13 protein-coding genes and 2 tRNA genes are annotated in these 16,450 nt (G+C 70.9%); 13 read left to right on the top strand and 2 right to left on the bottom strand.

Annotation, left to right across the window (positions count from 1 at the left end):
• Positions 1-19: 19 nt before the first annotated feature.
• The 8 genes from AB5L52_RS29235 to AB5L52_RS29270 all read left to right on the top strand — a co-directional run bounded on the left by AB5L52_RS29235 (position 20) and on the right by AB5L52_RS29270 (position 9,978).
• Complete coding sequence (locus tag AB5L52_RS29235; RefSeq protein WP_023550737.1) at positions 20-313, top strand: hypothetical protein; 294 nt, start codon at positions 20-22, stop codon at positions 311-313.
• Between the two features lie 13 nt (positions 314-326).
• Positions 327-1,682, top strand: a complete 1,356-nt coding sequence (eccD, locus tag AB5L52_RS29240; protein ID WP_369367113.1) for a type VII secretion integral membrane protein EccD — start codon at positions 327-329, stop codon at positions 1,680-1,682.
• A 25-nt stretch (positions 1,683-1,707) separates the two neighbouring features.
• Positions 1,708-3,081 carry a hypothetical protein gene (locus AB5L52_RS29245; RefSeq protein WP_369367115.1) on the top strand — a complete coding sequence of 458 codons (1,374 nt, stop codon included), beginning with the start codon at positions 1,708-1,710 and terminating at the stop codon, positions 3,079-3,081.
• 48 nt (positions 3,082-3,129) lie between these two features.
• Positions 3,130-7,107 (top strand): type VII secretion protein EccCa, encoded by a 3,978-nt coding sequence (eccCa, locus tag AB5L52_RS29250; protein ID WP_369367117.1) that lies wholly within the window; start codon positions 3,130-3,132, stop codon positions 7,105-7,107.
• A gap of 38 nt (positions 7,108-7,145) precedes the next feature.
• Positions 7,146-8,570 carry a DUF6177 family protein gene (locus AB5L52_RS29255; RefSeq protein ID WP_351026541.1) on the top strand — a complete coding sequence of 475 codons (1,425 nt, stop codon included), beginning with the start codon at positions 7,146-7,148 and terminating at the stop codon, positions 8,568-8,570.
• A 482-nt stretch (positions 8,571-9,052) separates the two neighbouring features.
• Positions 9,053-9,247 (top strand): hypothetical protein, encoded by a 195-nt coding sequence (locus AB5L52_RS29260; protein WP_351026539.1) that lies wholly within the window; start codon positions 9,053-9,055, stop codon positions 9,245-9,247.
• A 35-nt stretch (positions 9,248-9,282) separates the two neighbouring features.
• Positions 9,283-9,555, top strand: a complete 273-nt coding sequence (locus tag AB5L52_RS29265; protein WP_369367119.1) for a hypothetical protein — start codon at positions 9,283-9,285, stop codon at positions 9,553-9,555.
• A gap of 192 nt (positions 9,556-9,747) precedes the next feature.
• Positions 9,748-9,978, top strand: a complete 231-nt coding sequence (locus AB5L52_RS29270; protein WP_351026535.1) for a hypothetical protein — start codon at positions 9,748-9,750, stop codon at positions 9,976-9,978.
• A 245-nt stretch (positions 9,979-10,223) separates the two neighbouring features.
• Here the strand turns inward: AB5L52_RS29270 and AB5L52_RS29275 are convergent.
• Positions 10,224-10,294, bottom strand: a tRNA-Gly gene (locus tag AB5L52_RS29275).
• Between the two features lie 161 nt (positions 10,295-10,455).
• Here AB5L52_RS29275 and AB5L52_RS29280 point away from each other — a divergent pair.
• From AB5L52_RS29280 to clpX, 5 genes are all read left to right on the top strand, one after another.
• Positions 10,456-10,532 (top strand) — tRNA-Pro (locus AB5L52_RS29280).
• 178 nt (positions 10,533-10,710) lie between these two features.
• A complete protein-coding gene (gene tig, locus AB5L52_RS29285; RefSeq protein WP_369367121.1) occupies positions 10,711-12,099 on the top strand; it encodes a trigger factor in 1,389 nt (462 codons plus the stop codon).
• A 345-nt stretch (positions 12,100-12,444) separates the two neighbouring features.
• Positions 12,445-13,050, top strand: coding sequence for an ATP-dependent Clp protease proteolytic subunit (locus AB5L52_RS29290; protein ID WP_351026752.1), 606 nt, complete (start codon positions 12,445-12,447; stop codon positions 13,048-13,050).
• 69 nt (positions 13,051-13,119) lie between these two features.
• The gene (locus AB5L52_RS29295; protein WP_351026531.1) at positions 13,120-13,785 is read left to right on the top strand and encodes an ATP-dependent Clp protease proteolytic subunit; all 666 of its coding nucleotides are present in this window, start codon (positions 13,120-13,122) and stop codon (positions 13,783-13,785) included.
• 171 nt (positions 13,786-13,956) lie between these two features.
• Positions 13,957-15,243: an ATP-dependent Clp protease ATP-binding subunit ClpX gene (gene clpX, locus AB5L52_RS29300; RefSeq protein WP_069780904.1), complete on the top strand. Its 1,287-nt coding sequence runs from the start codon at positions 13,957-13,959 to the stop codon at positions 15,241-15,243.
• A 135-nt stretch (positions 15,244-15,378) separates the two neighbouring features.
• On the opposite strand, the gene AB5L52_RS29305 is transcribed toward clpX, so the two are convergent.
• Positions 15,379-16,377: a hypothetical protein gene (locus AB5L52_RS29305; protein WP_351569753.1), complete on the bottom strand. Its 999-nt coding sequence runs from the start codon at positions 16,375-16,377 to the stop codon at positions 15,379-15,381.
• Positions 16,378-16,450 lie beyond the last annotated feature (73 nt).

Here is a 16,450-nt window from a genome sequence, read left to right on the forward strand (position 1 = left end):
CAGGCACAGGACCAACTCAATGGCACGGGACTACGACAGCCAGTTGCTGGAGTCGGTGGCGGTACGCCGGCGCCGGATGCGTGACGCGCTGCTCTTCGGCGCGCAGCGCGCCCGGCGCTCGGCGGACGAACGGCTCGGCAAGGTGTTCGCGGGCATCGCCATCGCGGCCGTACTGTGCGCCGGATGCGTCGGATGGTCCTTCCTGCAGCACACCCTGGCCAAGCAGAAGCAGCAGCAACAGCAGCAGGAACAGCAGTACGGCACCCCCTCCGCACAGCCGTCCTCGGCATCCTCGGCCTCAACTTCGCGATGATAGGTTCCGGTAAGTGGTGAGCACAGCAACGACGTCCCGGACGCAACTGAGCCGGGTCACGCTGGTCGGTGAGCGTCGGCGCGCCGACATCGTCCTGCCGTCGGACACCCCGATCGGCCATCTGCTGCCCGACATCCTGCAGTTGCTCGACGACCGGGCCGCCTCCCGGCCCATGACCCGGCAGCTGATCACCTCCGACGGCTCGGTACTGCCGCACGAGGCCACCCTGTCGTCGGCCGAAGTGCCCGACGGCGCCGTCCTCCAGCTGGTGCGCGCCCATGCCGCGCCGCCCGCGCCCGTCGTGCACGACGTCACCGACCAGGTCGCCGACGACCTCGATCTGCGTTCCTGGCGCTGGCGGCCCGCCGCCCGCCGGGCCAGCGCCGGGGTGGCCACCGTGGTGTTCGCCGTGGCCGCGGCCCTGCTGGCCCGGCACGAGTTCGCGCTCAAGTCCGTCGGTGTCGCGCTCGCGGCCGTCGCCGCCCTGTTCCTGGCCGCCGGCGCGCTCGTTGCGAAGATTGGCGACGGCAACCGCGGGCTCGCCACGGTGCTGCTGCTCGCCTCCGGAGGGCTCGGAGTGCTCGCCGTCTGGACCGCCGCCGACGCCTACGGCTGGACCGGACCGGCCCGGCTGGCCGGGGTCGTCGCGGCGCTGGTGCTCACTCTGGTGCTGCTCGCCTACTTCTCGCCACTCGGCCGCGGCGCGCTCATCGGGGCCGGCGCGACCGCCTGCATCGCCGTGGTGTGGGAGGCCGTCGCCGCCGTACAGGACCGGCCGGACCGGCTCGGCGCCGTGATGGCCGTGTTCTCCGTCGTGCTGCTCGGCCTGCTGCCCCGCCTCGCGCTGATGGCCTCGGGCCTGACGGGCCTCGACGACCAGCGCTCCTCGGGCGCGTCGGTCAGCCGCCACCAGGTCGCCAACGCGCTCGCCGCGACCCACCGCGGGCTCGCGCTGGCCACCATCGCCACCGTCGTCTCGGCCGCCGCCGGCGGCTGGCTGCTGACCACGGCCGGACGGCCGACCGTGTGGGCGGTGGCCCTCACCTCGCTCACCGCCCTCGTGCTGCTGTCCCGGGCCCGCGCCTTCCCGCTGGTCGCCGAGGTCGTGGCGCTGTTCGGCGGGGCCGCGCTGCTCGTCGTACGGCTCGCGGTGGTCTGGGCGGACCACGCGGGCGGCGCCGGGGCGCTGGTGCTGCTGTGCGCCGCCGCCGCGCTGCCGCTGCTGGTCCTCGCGATCCAGCCGCCCGAGCATGTGCAGGTACGGCTGCGGCGGATCGGCGATCTGATCGAGTCCGTCGGTGTGATCGGGCTCTTCCCGCTCGCCGTCGGGGTGTTCGGCATCTATGGGCAACTGCTCAACAAGTTCTGAGGCCAGGGCAGGAGTGAAGGGCGACATGCCGAACGGGGACAACTGGCAGGGCGACGTGCTGCGCGATCTGAGGGGCGGCACGCCTCCGCAGCAGCCCGCACCGGAGCAGCAGCAACAGCAGGGGGCCGGCGACCCGGGGCAGCAGGGCGCGCCCGCGCAGGGTCCCGCGCCGGCGTACGGCTATCCGCAGCAGCAGGCCTACGGCGACCCGTCCACGGCCCAGCAGCAACAGATACCGCAGCAGGGCGCCCCCGCGCAGGGTCCCGCCCCGGCGTACGGCTACCCCCAGCAGCAGCCGTACGCCGACCCGTCCGCTCAGTACCAGCAGCAGGCCTACCCCGCCCAGCCCCAGCAGGCCTACGCGCCCCAGCAGCAGTTCGCCGAGCAACAGCAACAGCAGTACGCGGAACAGCAGCAGTACGCCGCCCGGCAGCAGCCGCAGGCCCACCCGCAGCAGGCCCCCGCCGCCCGCCGCGGCACCCCCGACTCCCGGCCGGTGCTCGACAAGCGGATCGCCTCCGCCGCGCTCAAGCCGCGCCGCGGTGAGCCGTTCAGCACCCGCGCCCTGCGCGCCGTACGCCGTACGGTCGCCTCCTCGGCGGCCCGCGAGGTCGCCGACACCGCGGCCACCGCCGAGGTGCTGCAGCAGGCGGTCACCACCGGCCGCCAGATCGCGGTGACCTCCATCCGCGGCGGCTCCGGCAAGACGACCGTCGCCGCCCTGCTGACCGCCACCTACGCCCACTACCGCCAGGACCCGGTGCTCGCCGTCGAGGCCGACCCGGCGCTCGGCTCGCTGCCGCTGCGGCTCGGCGCGGAGACCCTGCGCTGGACCACCGGCGACCTCGCAGGACTGGTGGAACCGCAGATGTCGCTGCTCGACGTCACCGGATACCTGGTCCAGCTCCCCGGCAACTCCTGGCTGCTGCCCGGCAGCCAGGGCCAGGTCGGCGCCATGCTCGACACCAAGGGCTACGAGCGGGTCATGGTGGCGCTGCGCCGCTACTTCGGGGTCACCGTCGTCGACTGCGAGACCCTGCCCGCCGAGGTCGCCCGCACCGCGCTGTCCGCCGCCCAGGCCCGGGTGCTCACCGTGCCCGCGACGCTGGAGGGCGTCGCCAGCACGCGCGCCGTCCTGGAGTGGATGCGCAACCTGCCCCGGCATGTGCTGGCCTCCACCGTCGTCGTCCTCACCGAGATCGCGCCGCACCCCGGCCTCGACCTCGACAAGGCCACCGAGGAACTGACCAGGGCCGGAGTCACCGTGGCGGTCCTGCCCTACGACCGCCATCTCGCGGCCGGCGGCCCGCTGCGCACCGATCTCCTCGCCCGGGCCACCCGGCAGTCCGCCACCCGCCTGGCCGCCGACGTCTTCCAGCTCTCCCAGAAGCAGCGCTGACCGCCCGACAGGAAGGGACCCGAGGAACTCGAGGACGAGGCAACGAAGATGAGCACCCGACTGATCCATCGCCCCGCGCGCACCACCCGGCCGCCGGCCGCCCCCGAGCCGCGCACCATAGAGGCGCCGCCCAACCTGCCCGAGGGCAAGGCCGGCTCCGTCATGCACTCGCTGCTGCCCGTCGCCGGGGTCATGTCGTCCGTCGTGATGATGACCATCGTGCGCAACAGCCAGTTCGCCGGGCTCGGCGCGATCATCCTCGTCGTCACCCTGACCGGCTCCCTCGCCATGGCCTTCTCCCAGCGCGGCAAGGCCCAGCGCACCCGCCGCACCCAGCGCGAGGCCTATCTGGCCTATCTGGAGGACCTGCGCGAACAGCTGGCCAAGGAGGAGCGCGAACGGCGCGAGCGCGCCCAGGTGCTCAATCCGCCGCCGGACGCGCTGTACGACATCGTGCGCGACCCCGCCCGGCTGTGGGAGCGGCGCCGGGTGGACGGGGACTTCCTGCGGGTGCGCGTCGGCACCGGCCAGATGCCGGTACGCGATCTGAAGGTCGCCCAGCAGGGTTCGTCCGTGCTGACCCCGCCCGACCAGTTCATGCTCAACGAGGCCTCCGCGCTGTCCGCCCGGTTCAGCACCGGCACCGAACTCCCGCTGACCGTCCCGCTCGACCGCGTCGGCAACATCAGCGTCATCGGCCCGCGCGAGGACACCCTGCGCGTCGCCCGCGCGCTGCTCGTCCAGGCCGCCGCGACCCACGCGCCCGACGACGTGGCCCTGGCCGTCGCGGCCCCCGGCGACCGGGTGGCCGACTGGGAGTGGGCCAAGTGGCTGCCGCACATGCTGGACACCGAGCAGTTCGACGGCCCGGTCGCCGCCCGCAGGATCGCCCCCTCGCTGCCCCAGCTCGCCCGGCAGATCCATGGTGAGCTGGGCCGCCGCGCCTCCTACGCGGCCGAGGTGCGCCGCGGCCTGTCCGGCAAGGACGCCCTCGCCATGACCTCCCGGCTCCTCGTCCTCGCCGACGCGCACGGCGACGACGCCGTCGACCTGCCGCGCCCCGACGACGCGGTCGGCCTGCGGGACATGGGCATCACGGTGTTGCACCTGCTCGACGAGCGGGTGCAGGAGCCCGGCAGCGTCGGCGTGCGCATCACCGTCGACGGCGCCCGGATCGTCATCGAGGACCTGCGCGAGGCCGAGCCGATCAGCGCCCACGGCACGGTCGACGAGGTCGGCACCGCCCTCGCCGAGGGCCTGGCCCGGATGCTCGCCCCGCTGCGGCTGTCCGCGGAGTCCCTGGTGGATGCCCCGCTGACCGGCCCGGTCGACTTCGCGGAGCTGCTCGGCATCGACGACGTCGCCCGGCTCGACCTGGACCGGCTGTGGGCGCCGCGCGCCGAGCGCGCCTTCCTGCGCGTCCCGATCGGCGTCAGCGACAGCCACGAACCGGTGCTCCTCGACCTGAAGGAGTCCTCCGAGCTGGGCATGGGCCCGCACGGCCTGTGCGTCGGCGCCACCGGCTCCGGCAAGTCCGAGCTGCTGCGCACCCTCGTCCTCGCGCTGGTCGCCACCCACCCGCCGGAGGACCTCGCGCTGGTCCTCGTCGACTACAAGGGCGGCGCCACCTTCGCCCCCTTCGCGGACCTCCCGCACGTGGCGGGTGTGATCACCAACCTGGAGAACCAGGCCGGTCTCGTCGAACGCGTCCACGCCTCGCTCGCCGGCGAGGTCAAGCGGCGCCAGCAGGTCCTCAAGGAGGCGGGCAACGTGGCCGACATCGGCCACTACGCCGCCCTGCGCGCCGAGAAGCGCCCCGACCTCGACCCGCTGCCCCACCTGTTCGTCGTGATCGACGAGTTCGGCGAACTCCTCACCGCCAAGCCGGACTTCATCGACCTGTTCCTGTCCATCGGCCGTATCGGCCGCTCCATCGGCGTCCACCTGCTGCTGTCCAGCCAGCGCATCGAGGGCGGCAAGCTCAAGGGCCTGGACACCTATCTGTCGTACCGGCTGGGACTGCGCACCTTCTCCGCCGACGAGTCCCGCACGGTCCTCGACACCACGGACGCCTTCCACCTCCCGCCGCTGCCGGGCTTCGGCTACCTCAAGGTCGACACCAGCCACTACGAGCGGTTCAAGGCCGGCTATGTCTCCGGCGCCTACCGCGGCCCCGTCCAGCGCGACACCGAGGACACCGGGCCGCTGGCCCTGGAGTACACGACGTACAACTCCCTGGGCCAGGAGGAGAGTTCGGGCCCGGCCGAGCCGCAGATGCGGCGCCGGGAGACCGGGCCGACCGAGATGGGCGTCATGGTCCGGCAGCTGGAGGACGCCGGCGCCCGGCCCGTACGCCAGATCTGGCTGCCCCCGCTGCCCGACGGCGTCGCCCTCGACCAGGTCGCCGGTCCCGTCGAGGTGGGCCCGCGCGGCATGCAGCTCACCCGGCGCCGCGGCCCGCTCCAGGTGCCGCTGGGCGTCCTGGACGACCCGACCCGGCAGTGGCAGGGCCAGTGGTACCTGGACCTCACGGTGGCGGGCGGCCACGCGGCGGTCATCGGCGGCCCCCAGTCCGGCAAGACCACCCTGCTGCGCACCCTGGCCCTGTCCCTGGCGCTCACCCACACCCCGCAGGAGGTCGGCGTCTACGGCCTCGACCTGGTCGGCGGCGGTCTGCAGGCGCTGTCCGGGCTCCCGCACGTGGGCGGCGTGGCCGGCCGGGCGGACCGGGAGCGCTGCGCCCGCACCATCGACTCCGTGCGCGGCATGCTGGACCAGCGCGAGGAGCTGTTCCGGCTGCACAACGTCGACTCCCTGGAGCAGCTGCGCACCCTGCGCGCCGCGGGCCGCGTCCCCGAGCTGGCCTCCACCGAGATCGTGCTGCTCATCGACGGCTTCGGCGCCCTGCGCGACGACTTCGAGGAGCTCGACGACGCGGTCGGCGACATCCTCAAGCGCGGCAGCGGCTACGGCATCCACGTGGTCGCCGGCATGCTCCGCTGGAACGACGTGCGCATCGCCGCCCAGTCCCAGTTCGGCACCCGGGTCGAGCTGAGGCTGAACGACCCCGGCGAGTCCAGCATCGAGCGCAAGCTCGCCCAGACCCTCTCGCCCGAGGAGAAGGGCCGCGTCCTCACCGACGGCAAGCTCTTCGCCCAGGTCGCCCTGCCCCGCACCGACGGCGTCGCCGACACGGCCGACCTCGGCGCGGTCCTGGAGCGCACGGCCCGTACGATCCGCGCCACCTGGACCGGCGAGACCGCCCAGCCGGTCCGGGTGCTGCCGCACGTCCTGGAGCCGCATCTGCTGCCGGGCCCGGCGACCGAACCGCGCCGGGTCCCGATCGGCCTGGACCAGACCCAGCTGGCACCCGTCCTGCTCGACCTGTTCCGGCACGACCAGCACCTCGTGATCATGGGCGACAGCGAGTGCGGCAAGACCAACCTGCTCAAGGCCGTCGCCGAGGGCCTGATCGAGCGCTACAGCGAGGACGAACTGGTCTTCGGCGTCATGGACCCGCGGCGCGGGCTGCGCGGCGCCATCCCGGAGGAGTACCGGGGCGGCTACGCCTACAACGCCAAGCTGTGCGCGGGCCTGTCCGCGGGCATCGCCACCGAACTGGAGAAGCGGCTGCCCGACGAGAGCGCCGACGGCGAGGACCTGGAACCGGGCAGCTGGGGATCGGGCCCGCGGATCGTCATCCTGGTCGACGACTACGACGTCCTGACCACCGCCGGCCAGCAGCCGCTCGCCCCCTTCCTGCCGTACATCCCCTCGGCCCAGGACATCGGCCTGCACTTCGTCCTCACCCGCCGGGTCGCGGGCGCCTCGCGCGGCCTGTACGAGCCGCTGCTGCAGAGCCTGCGCGAGTCCGGTGCCTCGGCGCTGGTGATGGCGGGCGACCGCAGCGAGGGCCAGCTCTTCCCCGGCGTGTACGCCGGCCAGCAGCCGCCCGGTCGCGGCGTCCTGGTCCGCAGGGGCGAGCCGAGCCGGCTCATCCAGACCGTTTACACGGGGAACCGGTGAGCGGGGAACAGGTAACAGGTAAGGGGCCGAGGTAACTCATGACGAAGGATGTCGTCGCGCTCACCAGGGCCATGCCCGACCCGCTGAGCGTGCTCGCCGGGCTGCTCGCCGGCGGCCCCGACATGCTGGCGGGCGTCGAGGGGGACGGCGCGGTGGTGCAGCTCTGCGACGAGCAGGGCCGCCCCCTCGTCTCCGTCGAGGCACCCCTGCTGGTGCAGGTCAGGGGAGAGGCGCAGCGGCTGCTCGGGGCGAGCGAGCCCGAGGTGCCGTACTGGTGGACCGAGGCCCGTGCCACCACCGGCGTCAAGGAGGCCGAGCAGCTCGCCGGTGCCTTCGCGGCCCGTATCGCCACCCTGGTCGGCGGCACCGCGTGGCCGCGGGAGGCGACGCGGTCGCTGGCGGTGGTCAAGACCGACGGGATGCGCGCGGCGCCGACCCCGGCCGCGGCGCAGCCCGCCGTGGACGTGCTCACCGACAAGGTCGCCGTGGTGATCCAGGACCGCCCGGTGGTCGCGATGACCGCCTGGCTCTCGAACGCCTTCCAGGCCGTGGCCGAGGCCAACCTCGGCCTGCAGATCGTCACCCCGGCCGGCACCCGCCTGTCCGCGGCGGTCCGCAACAACCTGCCGGGCTGGCCCTCGCGCTGGGTGGTGCAGGACGAGAAGGACGGCTACTACGACGGCCTGTCCGGAGCCGTACTGCACTGGGTCGACGGCCTGTTCATGCCGGTCGAGTCCCCGCAGGCGACGCCGGACGACCCCCGCACCCCCATGGCCGACTCCTTCGCCCCCGTGGTCGCGGACGACGGCGAACGCCAACTGGCCGTGTCCTTCCGGACGATCCACCCGGCGGACGACCGGCTGGTGCTGGGCGGCGCCCTGGAAGCCGTATGGCGTGAGCTGACCGGTGAGCCGCCGGCCGGCTGGGGCACCGAGGAGCCCGCCAACCTGCCCTGGTCGGTGCGCCAGCTGACGGACGTGGCGTACGAGCGGGCACCCGAGCCGACCTGGCTGGTGGTCGTGGGCAGCCCGGAGCGCCCGGGCCTCGCGACGGTCCGGATCAGCCGCACCGAGGGCGGGGTGGAGGAGGACGTCACGCTGGCGTTCGGCTACGGCCCCGGCGAGGAGGTGCCCACGGACGCCGATGTGATCCGGGCGGCGGAGGTCCTCGCCACCCGGCACGACCTGCAGTCGATGCTGGTCCAGGTCCGCCGCGCCCGCCGTGATCTGTCCGTACCGCCGCGCTTCGAGGGCCCCGGCGTCCCGTACGCCTTCGTCCTCGGCGCCGACGAGGTGCGGGAGATGCCCGGTGACCGGGCCCGGCGCACCCCGCTGTCCTCGCCGCCGCGCGAGCTGGGCCCGAAGCGGCGTCCGGCGCTGTACTACTCCTTCCCGGGCGACCCTTCGGACCTCTCGGGCTGGGCGGACTTCGAACGCCTGGTGACGCACCTCAAGGGCGACTGAGGCGCCGTATCACGCCGGCTGGGGCGCGGCACCCAGGCGAAGAAGCAGGCCGTCAGCAGCAGCGAGCAGCCCATCATCGCGAGCGTCAGCCATTCCTGGTTATTGCCTCGGGATGCTCCCGATTTACCGAACTCGGGCCCGGCATTGACGTGATGATGCGCACACAGGGGCCCTCGGTTCACCCGTGATGTCCCGATTCATCCCTACTAAATAGGGCATACGATGCCTCCGTGTCATCAATTCGAATTGCCTGCGCACAAAATGTGTGGACGCCGAAATGAAGTCGCGCAATTCCCTGGGAAGTCGGGCGCGGAAGCGCCGTCGAATTACTGTGCGGCGGATCGCCCGCGCAGGTCCGGTGGCCGACGTTGTGTCACGAGCCGCATGAGGCGGCCGGGTTGGTGGCACGATGGTTCTGGCGGGGGTGCGGTGGCCGTACCTCCGGGCCGGGAGAGCGGACCGACCGAGGGTTGTGATCAGTTGTGGCCATTTCACTGTCTGTGGTGCTGCTGTTGGCGATCATCCTGGTGGTCCTGCTACGAGGAGGGAGCATCAAGGCGGGGCCGGCGATCGTCGCGATCCTCTTCGGCTTCTTCCTCGCCTCGACCGGCATGGCCCCGTCCATCGACCGCTTCCTGAACTCGATAGCGGACTCCATCAGCTCGATCAAATTCTGACCGGCGACGAGTTCCGCCTCCGGTCCGGCCGCGAGGTGGCCGCCGCCCGCGAGGCCGGCGGCACCTTCGCCGCGCCCATGGCGGACGCCGATGCCCCGCGCCCCAGGACGGCCACGCTCTACGTCCCCGGCGAGGACCCCGGCATCCACGCCCGCCGGCCGCTCCCGCCGGACCGGACAGGCCTTGCCAAGGCCCTGCACGACGTCCACCGCGCCGGTGTGGTCCACCGTGACCTCGAACAGGCCGACCTCATGCTCGACGGGGACGGCCCGCACGTGATCGACGTCGGCACCGGCTGCGCGAACTGATCCGGACCGGCCGGGATGGGGGACTGCCCGCTCAAGCGAAGCTGAGAGTGGGCTGGCCGCCCTCGACCTGCGCACCGACCGGGTCACCGGCGCACAAGGCCGTACTGCTCGGCATGTCCGCTGGTTCGGACACCCGGGGGACATGCCCATGGTGAGCCGTGTCCGGTGATCGGTGTGGTCGTTGGAGCGAGCATGCGAAAGATCATCATGACCGCCACGCTGGCCGTGGCTGCCATCGCCATGGCGGCTCCTGCCCACGCGGACAACAAGTCGACGCCGTTCACCAACTGGACCTTCTCGCCGGCATCCGTCTGCGGGCTGGAAGGGGCAGACGTCTCGGCGCTGCCAATTCTGACCAACTTCGTCCCCGTCCACGCCAACAACTGCTCGAACGGCAACGTGCTCGACAACCCGACGATCTAGGTCGCACGATCCCCTCAACGCAGCACTCTCACCCCAGCTCCCATCCCGTCGCCATGCGCCGCGTCCGCTCGGCCCTGCCCGGGGCCGATGGTGTACGGGATGGGAGCCTTCGGCGTCCGCCCCAAACGGGTCGGCCGCCGGGAACGGCGCACGTCGGGCCGGTCGCAGCCTCGGAAACGATCAGGGCCGGAACGATCAGGGCCAGGCGGAGGAATCACCCTCTGACCTGGCCCTGAATCATGGAGAGCGGGCGACGGGAATCGAACCCGCGTAGCTAGTTTGGAAGACTAGGGCTCTACCATTGAGCTACGCCCGCAACAGTGCGCCGCAGGTCGGTGACCGCGGCACTGGTGGCATCGTAGCGGGTCGTCCGCCGTCGAGGCCAACGAGTTGGTCCGCGAAGGGTCCGCGCGCGTCGCCTCGAAGAATGCGGCCGACGTAACCGTCCGGGCCATGTACCCTACGTCTCGCACCAGACGGGGTGTGGCGCAGCTTGGTAGCGCGTCCGCTTTGGGAGCGGAAGGCCGTGGGTTCAAATCCCGCCACCCCGACCACCTGCCCACGACGTCGTGATGATCGCCTTTTGGGGCGCTGACCGCCTGCGGTTACTATGTAAGCTGCGCGCCCGTGTGTCTCGGTCCTCATGGCCTACGTACTCCTCCGGGCGGCGAATCCGCCGGACCTGTCTGGCTCCGGCAGAACCCAAGCAGTCAGCCACAAGGAGACCGAACCGTGAAGAGCGCCGTGGAGACCCTGAACCCGACCCGGGTTCGGCTCACTGTCGAGGTGCCCTTCGAGGAGCTCAAGGACAGCCTCGACGCGGCGTACAAGAAGATCAACCAGCAGGTCACGGTGAAGGGCTTCCGCAAGGGCAAGATCCCGGCCCGCGTCATCGACCAGCGGTTCGGCCGCGGTGCGGTGCTTGAGGAGGCCGTCAACGACGCGCTGCCCAAGTTCTACACCGAGGCGGTCAACGAGGCCGAGCTGAGCCCGCTGGGCCAGCCCGAGGTCGACATCACCGAGCTGAAGGACGGCGAGACGCTGAACTTCACCGCCGAGGTCGATGTCCGCCCGGCCCTGGAGATCCCGGACTACACCGGCATCGAGGTCGAGGTCGACGCCGTCGAGGTCACCGACGAGGACATCGAGAAGTCGGTCGAGCAGCTGCGCGAGCGCTTCGCCTCCACCTCCCCGGTCGAGCGCGCCGCCGAGGACGGCGACGTCGTCACCATCGACCTGGAGGCCAAGGTCGAGGGCGAGGTGCTGGAGGACGGCATCGCCAACGGCGTCTCCTACACCATCGGCTCCGGCGAGCTGCTGGACGGCATCGACGACGCCGTCAAGGGCAAGTCCGCCGGCGAGGAGGCCACCTTCACCTCCGAGCTGAAGGGCGGCTCCGCCGCGGGCAAGGAGGCCGAGGTCACCGTCAAGGTCACCCAGGTCGCCGCCCGTGAACTGCCCGCGCTGGACGACGAGTTCGCGCAGCTCGCCTCCGAGTTCGACACCCTGGACGAGCTGAAGGCCGACAGCCGCAAGCGCCTCGCGAACATGAAGCAGTTCGACCAGGCCACCCAGGCCCAGGAGCGCGTCCTGGAGAAGCTGCTCGAACTGGTCGAGGTCCCGGTCCCCGAGAAGCTGCTCGAGGACGAGGTCAACACCCGCAAGCACAACCTGGAGCACCACCAGCTCGGTCAGATGGGCCTCGACCTCGCGAAGTACCTGGAGATCCAGGGCAAGACCGCCGAGGAGTTCGAGACCGAGACCCGCGAGGCCGCGGTCAAGGGCATCAAGACCCAGTTCGTCCTCGACGAGCTGGTCAAGAAGGAGAACCTCAACGTCAACCAGGAGGAGCTCACCGAGCACCTCATGCGGCGTGCGGCCTCCTCCGGCATGTCCCCCGACCAGTTCGCCCAGGCCGTCGTCGAGGGCGGCCAGGTGCCGCTCCTGGTCGGCGAGGTCGCCCGCGGCAAGGCCCTGGCCGTCGTGGTCGAGGCCGCCACGGTGAAGGACACCAACGGCGAGATCGTCGACCTGGACGAGGAGGACGAGACCGAGACCGCCATCGAGACGGTCGAGGCCGCCGAGGCTTCCGACGCCGCCGAGGAGAAGACCGAGGGCTGAGCGGCCCTGCGGCGCTTCTGACGCACGTACGACGGGCCCCTGGGAGTGTCTCCCGGGGGCCCGTGTCGTATGGGGGAGCAGCCGACCTGAAGGGGCGCGGGACTGTATCGATATGCGGCTCCGCCGCGTGGGCGCGAGCACCCCCCACTCAGCCGCAGCCCGACGACAACCGCACCACCCCCCCACGAACCGCGCCGGCCCCCTCGCGGAGCGCTACGCCCCCGGCGAACACCAGCCACTCCGGGATTCCCCGAAGGGACGCTGGCGTTAGGGTCCATGAAAGGCAGAACAATGAGACGGCCCGGCGCCGTCGTAAGACGAGCAGGTGGATACGTGACGAATCTGATGCCCTCAGCCGCCGGCGAGCCTTCCATCGGTGGTGGCCTCGGCGACCAGGTCTACAACCGGCTGCTCGGCGAGCGGATCATCTTCCTCGGCCAGCAGGTCGACGACGACATCGCCAACAAGATCACCGCGCAGCTGCTGCTCCTTGCGGCCGACCCCGACAAGGACATCTACCTGTACATCAACAGCCCCGGCGGCTCGGTGACGGCCGGCATGGCGATCTACGACACCATGCAGTACATCCCGAACGACGTGGTGACCATCGGCATGGGCATGGCGGCCTCGATGGGCCAGTTCCTGCTCACCGGCGGCACCGCCGGCAAGCGGTTCTCCCTGCCGCACACGGACATCATGATGCACCAGGGCTCCGCGGGCCTGGGCGGTACGGTCTCGGACATCAAGATCCAGGCCCAGTACCTGCTGCGCACCAAGAAGACCATGACCGAGCTGACCGCGCAGCACTCCGGCCAGAGCGTCGAGACGATCCTTCGCGACGCCGACCGAGACCGCTGGTTCACCCCGGAAGAGGCCAAGGAGTACGGTCTCATTGACGAGATCATCACGCACGCCTCGGGTGTTCCGGGAGGCGGCGGCACCGGTGCCTGACCGGCCCGGCCACGCCGAGCACCGCCGAGACCGAAGCCCCCAGAACGCCACCAGGACGGTGAACACCCCATGAGCAACTTCCCCGGCGCCGCCAGCGGCATGTACGAGGGGCCTCGCCCCGACAGCCGCTATGTCATCCCGCGCTTCGTCGAGCGCACCTCCCAGGGCATCCGCGAGTACGACCCGTACGCGAAGCTCTTCGAGGAGCGCGTGATCTTCCTGGGCGTCCAGATCGACGACGCCTCCGCCAACGACGTCATGGCGCAGCTGCTGTGTCTGGAGTCGATGGACCCGGACCGGGACATCTCGATCTACATCAACAGCCCCGGTGGCGACATGACCGCCCTGACGGCGATCTACGACACCATGCAGTTCGTGAAGCCCGACATCCAGACGGTCTGCATGGGCCAGGCGGCCTCCGCGGCGGCCATCCTGCTCGCCGCCGGTACGGCCGGCAAGCGCATGGCGCTCCCGAACTCCCGCGTGCTGATCCACCAGCCGGCGGGCTCCACCGGCCGCGGCCAGCTCTCCGATCTGGAGATCATCGCCAACGAGTTCACCCGGATGCGCGAGCAGCTGGAGAACATGCTGGCGAAGCACTCGAACCAGCCGATCGAGAAGATCCGCGAGGACATCGAGCGCGACAAGATCCTCACGGCCGAGGAGGCGCTGGAGTACGGCCTCGTCGACCAGATCATCTCCACCCGCAAGCTGAACAACGCCGAGGTCCGCTGACGCGGAGCGGCATACTCCGAGCCCCCCTTGGCACGGTGCACGTCAAAGTGAACCCTGCCAAGGGGGGCCCGAACACCGGGCCCGGCAAGGTACCGTCGGACATAAGGCAGCACCAGGAGCCGCTGGACTCGAAAGCGTCCGGGCGTCTCCCAGGCGAAGGGGAAGCACACCGTGGCACGCATCGGTGACGGCGGCGATCTGCTCAAGTGCTCGTTCTGTGGCAAGAGCCAGAAGCAGGTCAAGAAGCTCATCGCAGGGCCCGGTGTGTACATCTGCGACGAGTGCATCGATCTCTGCAACGAGATCATCGAAGAAGAGCTCGCGGAGACCAGCGAGGTGCGCTGGGAGGAGCTGCCCAAGCCCCGCGAGATCTACGAGTTCCTCGAGGGCTACGTAGTCGGCCAGGAGGCCGCGAAGAAGGCCCTCTCCGTCGCGGTGTACAACCACTACAAGCGGGTCCAGGCCGGCGAGAACGGCGGCGCGAGCGGCCGTGACGACGCCATCGAGCTGGCGAAGTCCAACATCCTCCTGCTGGGCCCCACGGGCTCCGGCAAGACCCTCCTCGCCCAGACGCTGGCCCGCATGCTCAACGTCCCGTTCGCGATCGCCGACGCGACGGCGCTCACGGAGGCCGGCTACGTCGGCGAGGACGTGGAGAACATCCTCCTCAAGCTGATCCAGGCGGCGGACTACGACGTCAAGAAGGCCGAGACCGGGATCATCTACATCGACGAGATCGACAAGGTCGCCCGCAAGAGCGAGAACCCGTCGATCACGCGCGACGTATCGGGCGAGGGCGTCCAGCAGGCTCTGCTCAAGATCCTCGAAGGCACCACGGCCTCGGTCCCGCCCCAGGGCGGCCGCAAGCACCCCCACCAGGAGTTCATCCAGATCGACACGACGAACGTCCTGTTCATCGTGGGCGGTGCCTTCGCCGGCCTGGAGAAGATCATCGAGGCGCGGGCGGGCGCGAAGGGCATCGGCTTCGGCGCGACGATCCTCTCCAAGCGCGAGCTGGAGGCCAAGGACGTCTTCGAGGACGTCATGCCGGAGGACCTGGTCAAGTTCGGCATGATCCCGGAGTTCATCGGCCGCCTGCCCGTGATCACCTCGGTCCACAACCTCGACCGCGAAGCGCTCCTCAAGATCCTGGTGGAACCCCGCAACGCCCTGGTCAAGCAGTACCAGCGCCTCTTCGAACTCGACGGCGTGGAGCTGGACTTCGAGCGCGAGGCCCTGGAGGCCATCGCCGACCAGGCCATCCTCCGCCAGACCGGCGCCCGAGGCCTGCGCGCCATCATGGAGGAAGTCCTCCAGGGCGTGATGTACGAGGTCCCGTCCCGCAAGGACGTGGCCCGCGTGGTCATCACGGCGGACGTGGTCCTCTCCAACGTCAACCCGACACTGATTCCGCGGGACGCGCGGGGTCGGGGGTCCGGCGAGCAGAAGTCGGCGTAGGCCGTACTACGAGTACGAGGGGCTCCCGGCGAGAACTACGCACTACGCCGGAAGCCCCTCTTCTGTCTCCGCCGCCTGCCGTGAAGGGGCCCCGGTCACTCGACCGGGGCCCCTTCGTCGTACCGGCTGACGGTGTCAGGCCTTGACACGCACGTCGTTGCGCAGCTTGGCGGCCAGCTCTGCCGTGTCGTTGATCGAGCCGCCGTCACCCGTGGTGAAGGTGGCGATGCTGGACGCCGTGACCCGGGCGACCGTGCTGTGATCGGCCCAGACGCACACCGGAACCTTGATCGTCTTCGCCCCTCCGCCGGACGACGAAGACGAACCGGCGTTGTCGAGCTCGACCACCTGGCACTTCATGACGCCGTTGGAGAAGCCCGACGGGGTGACCTGCTGGGGGCTGCCGATCATCTTGCCCTTGATGCTGGAGTCGCTCTGGTCCTTCTCGGACTGCTCCTTGGCCTTGGCGAACGCGCCGTCGACAACCGCCTCGGGGTTGGCGATCGTGCCGTACACGCCGCTGAAGGTGAGACTCTTCGCGGTGAAGCCCTTGCCGCTCTGGTACCCGGCGCTGACGCCCTGAGGGTTCTTGACACCGGCCTTCTCGAAGTCCTTGAGGTCGGACGGGCTGACCTCGCCGCTGGAGGCCGAGTTGGCCTGCTTCGTGTAAGTCCCGTTGATCACCGAGTCCGGCGTGATCAGCTTGTGCGGGCCGTCGTCCGCGACGCTCGTGCTGCCGCCCCCGCCAAAGGCGAAGTACGCCCCCACCGCCACAGCCGCCACCACGGCCACCGCGCCGATGATCAGGCCCGTCTTCTTCTTGCCGCCGCCCGGCTGCGGGGGCTGCGGCATGCCGTAGGGCTGCTGGCCGTAGGGGGGCTGCTGGCCGTACGGCTGCTGCGGCGGCACGCCCTGTTGCGGGTAGCCGTAACCCGGCTGCGGCGCGGCCGGCGGTGCCTGCTGGGGGTAGCCGTAGCCGGGCTGCGGAGCCTGCGGCTGCTGGCCGTACGGGCCCGGCTGGCCCGGCTGGCCGTAGGGCCCCGGCTGGCCGTACGGAGCAGGCTGCCCCGGCTGACCATACGGTCCCGGCTGCTGGGGTGGCTGGCCGTACGGGCCCGGCTGGTTGTTGCTCATTTCTGGGTTCCCCCTAGGACGCTTATGTGTTCCTGACATCCTGGCTCAGGCCTCGGAGCCAGACGGCACCGGG

It is taken from the genome of Streptomyces sp. CG4 (assembly GCF_041080655.1).
Taxonomy (GTDB): Bacteria; Actinomycetota; Actinomycetes; order Streptomycetales; family Streptomycetaceae; genus Streptomyces.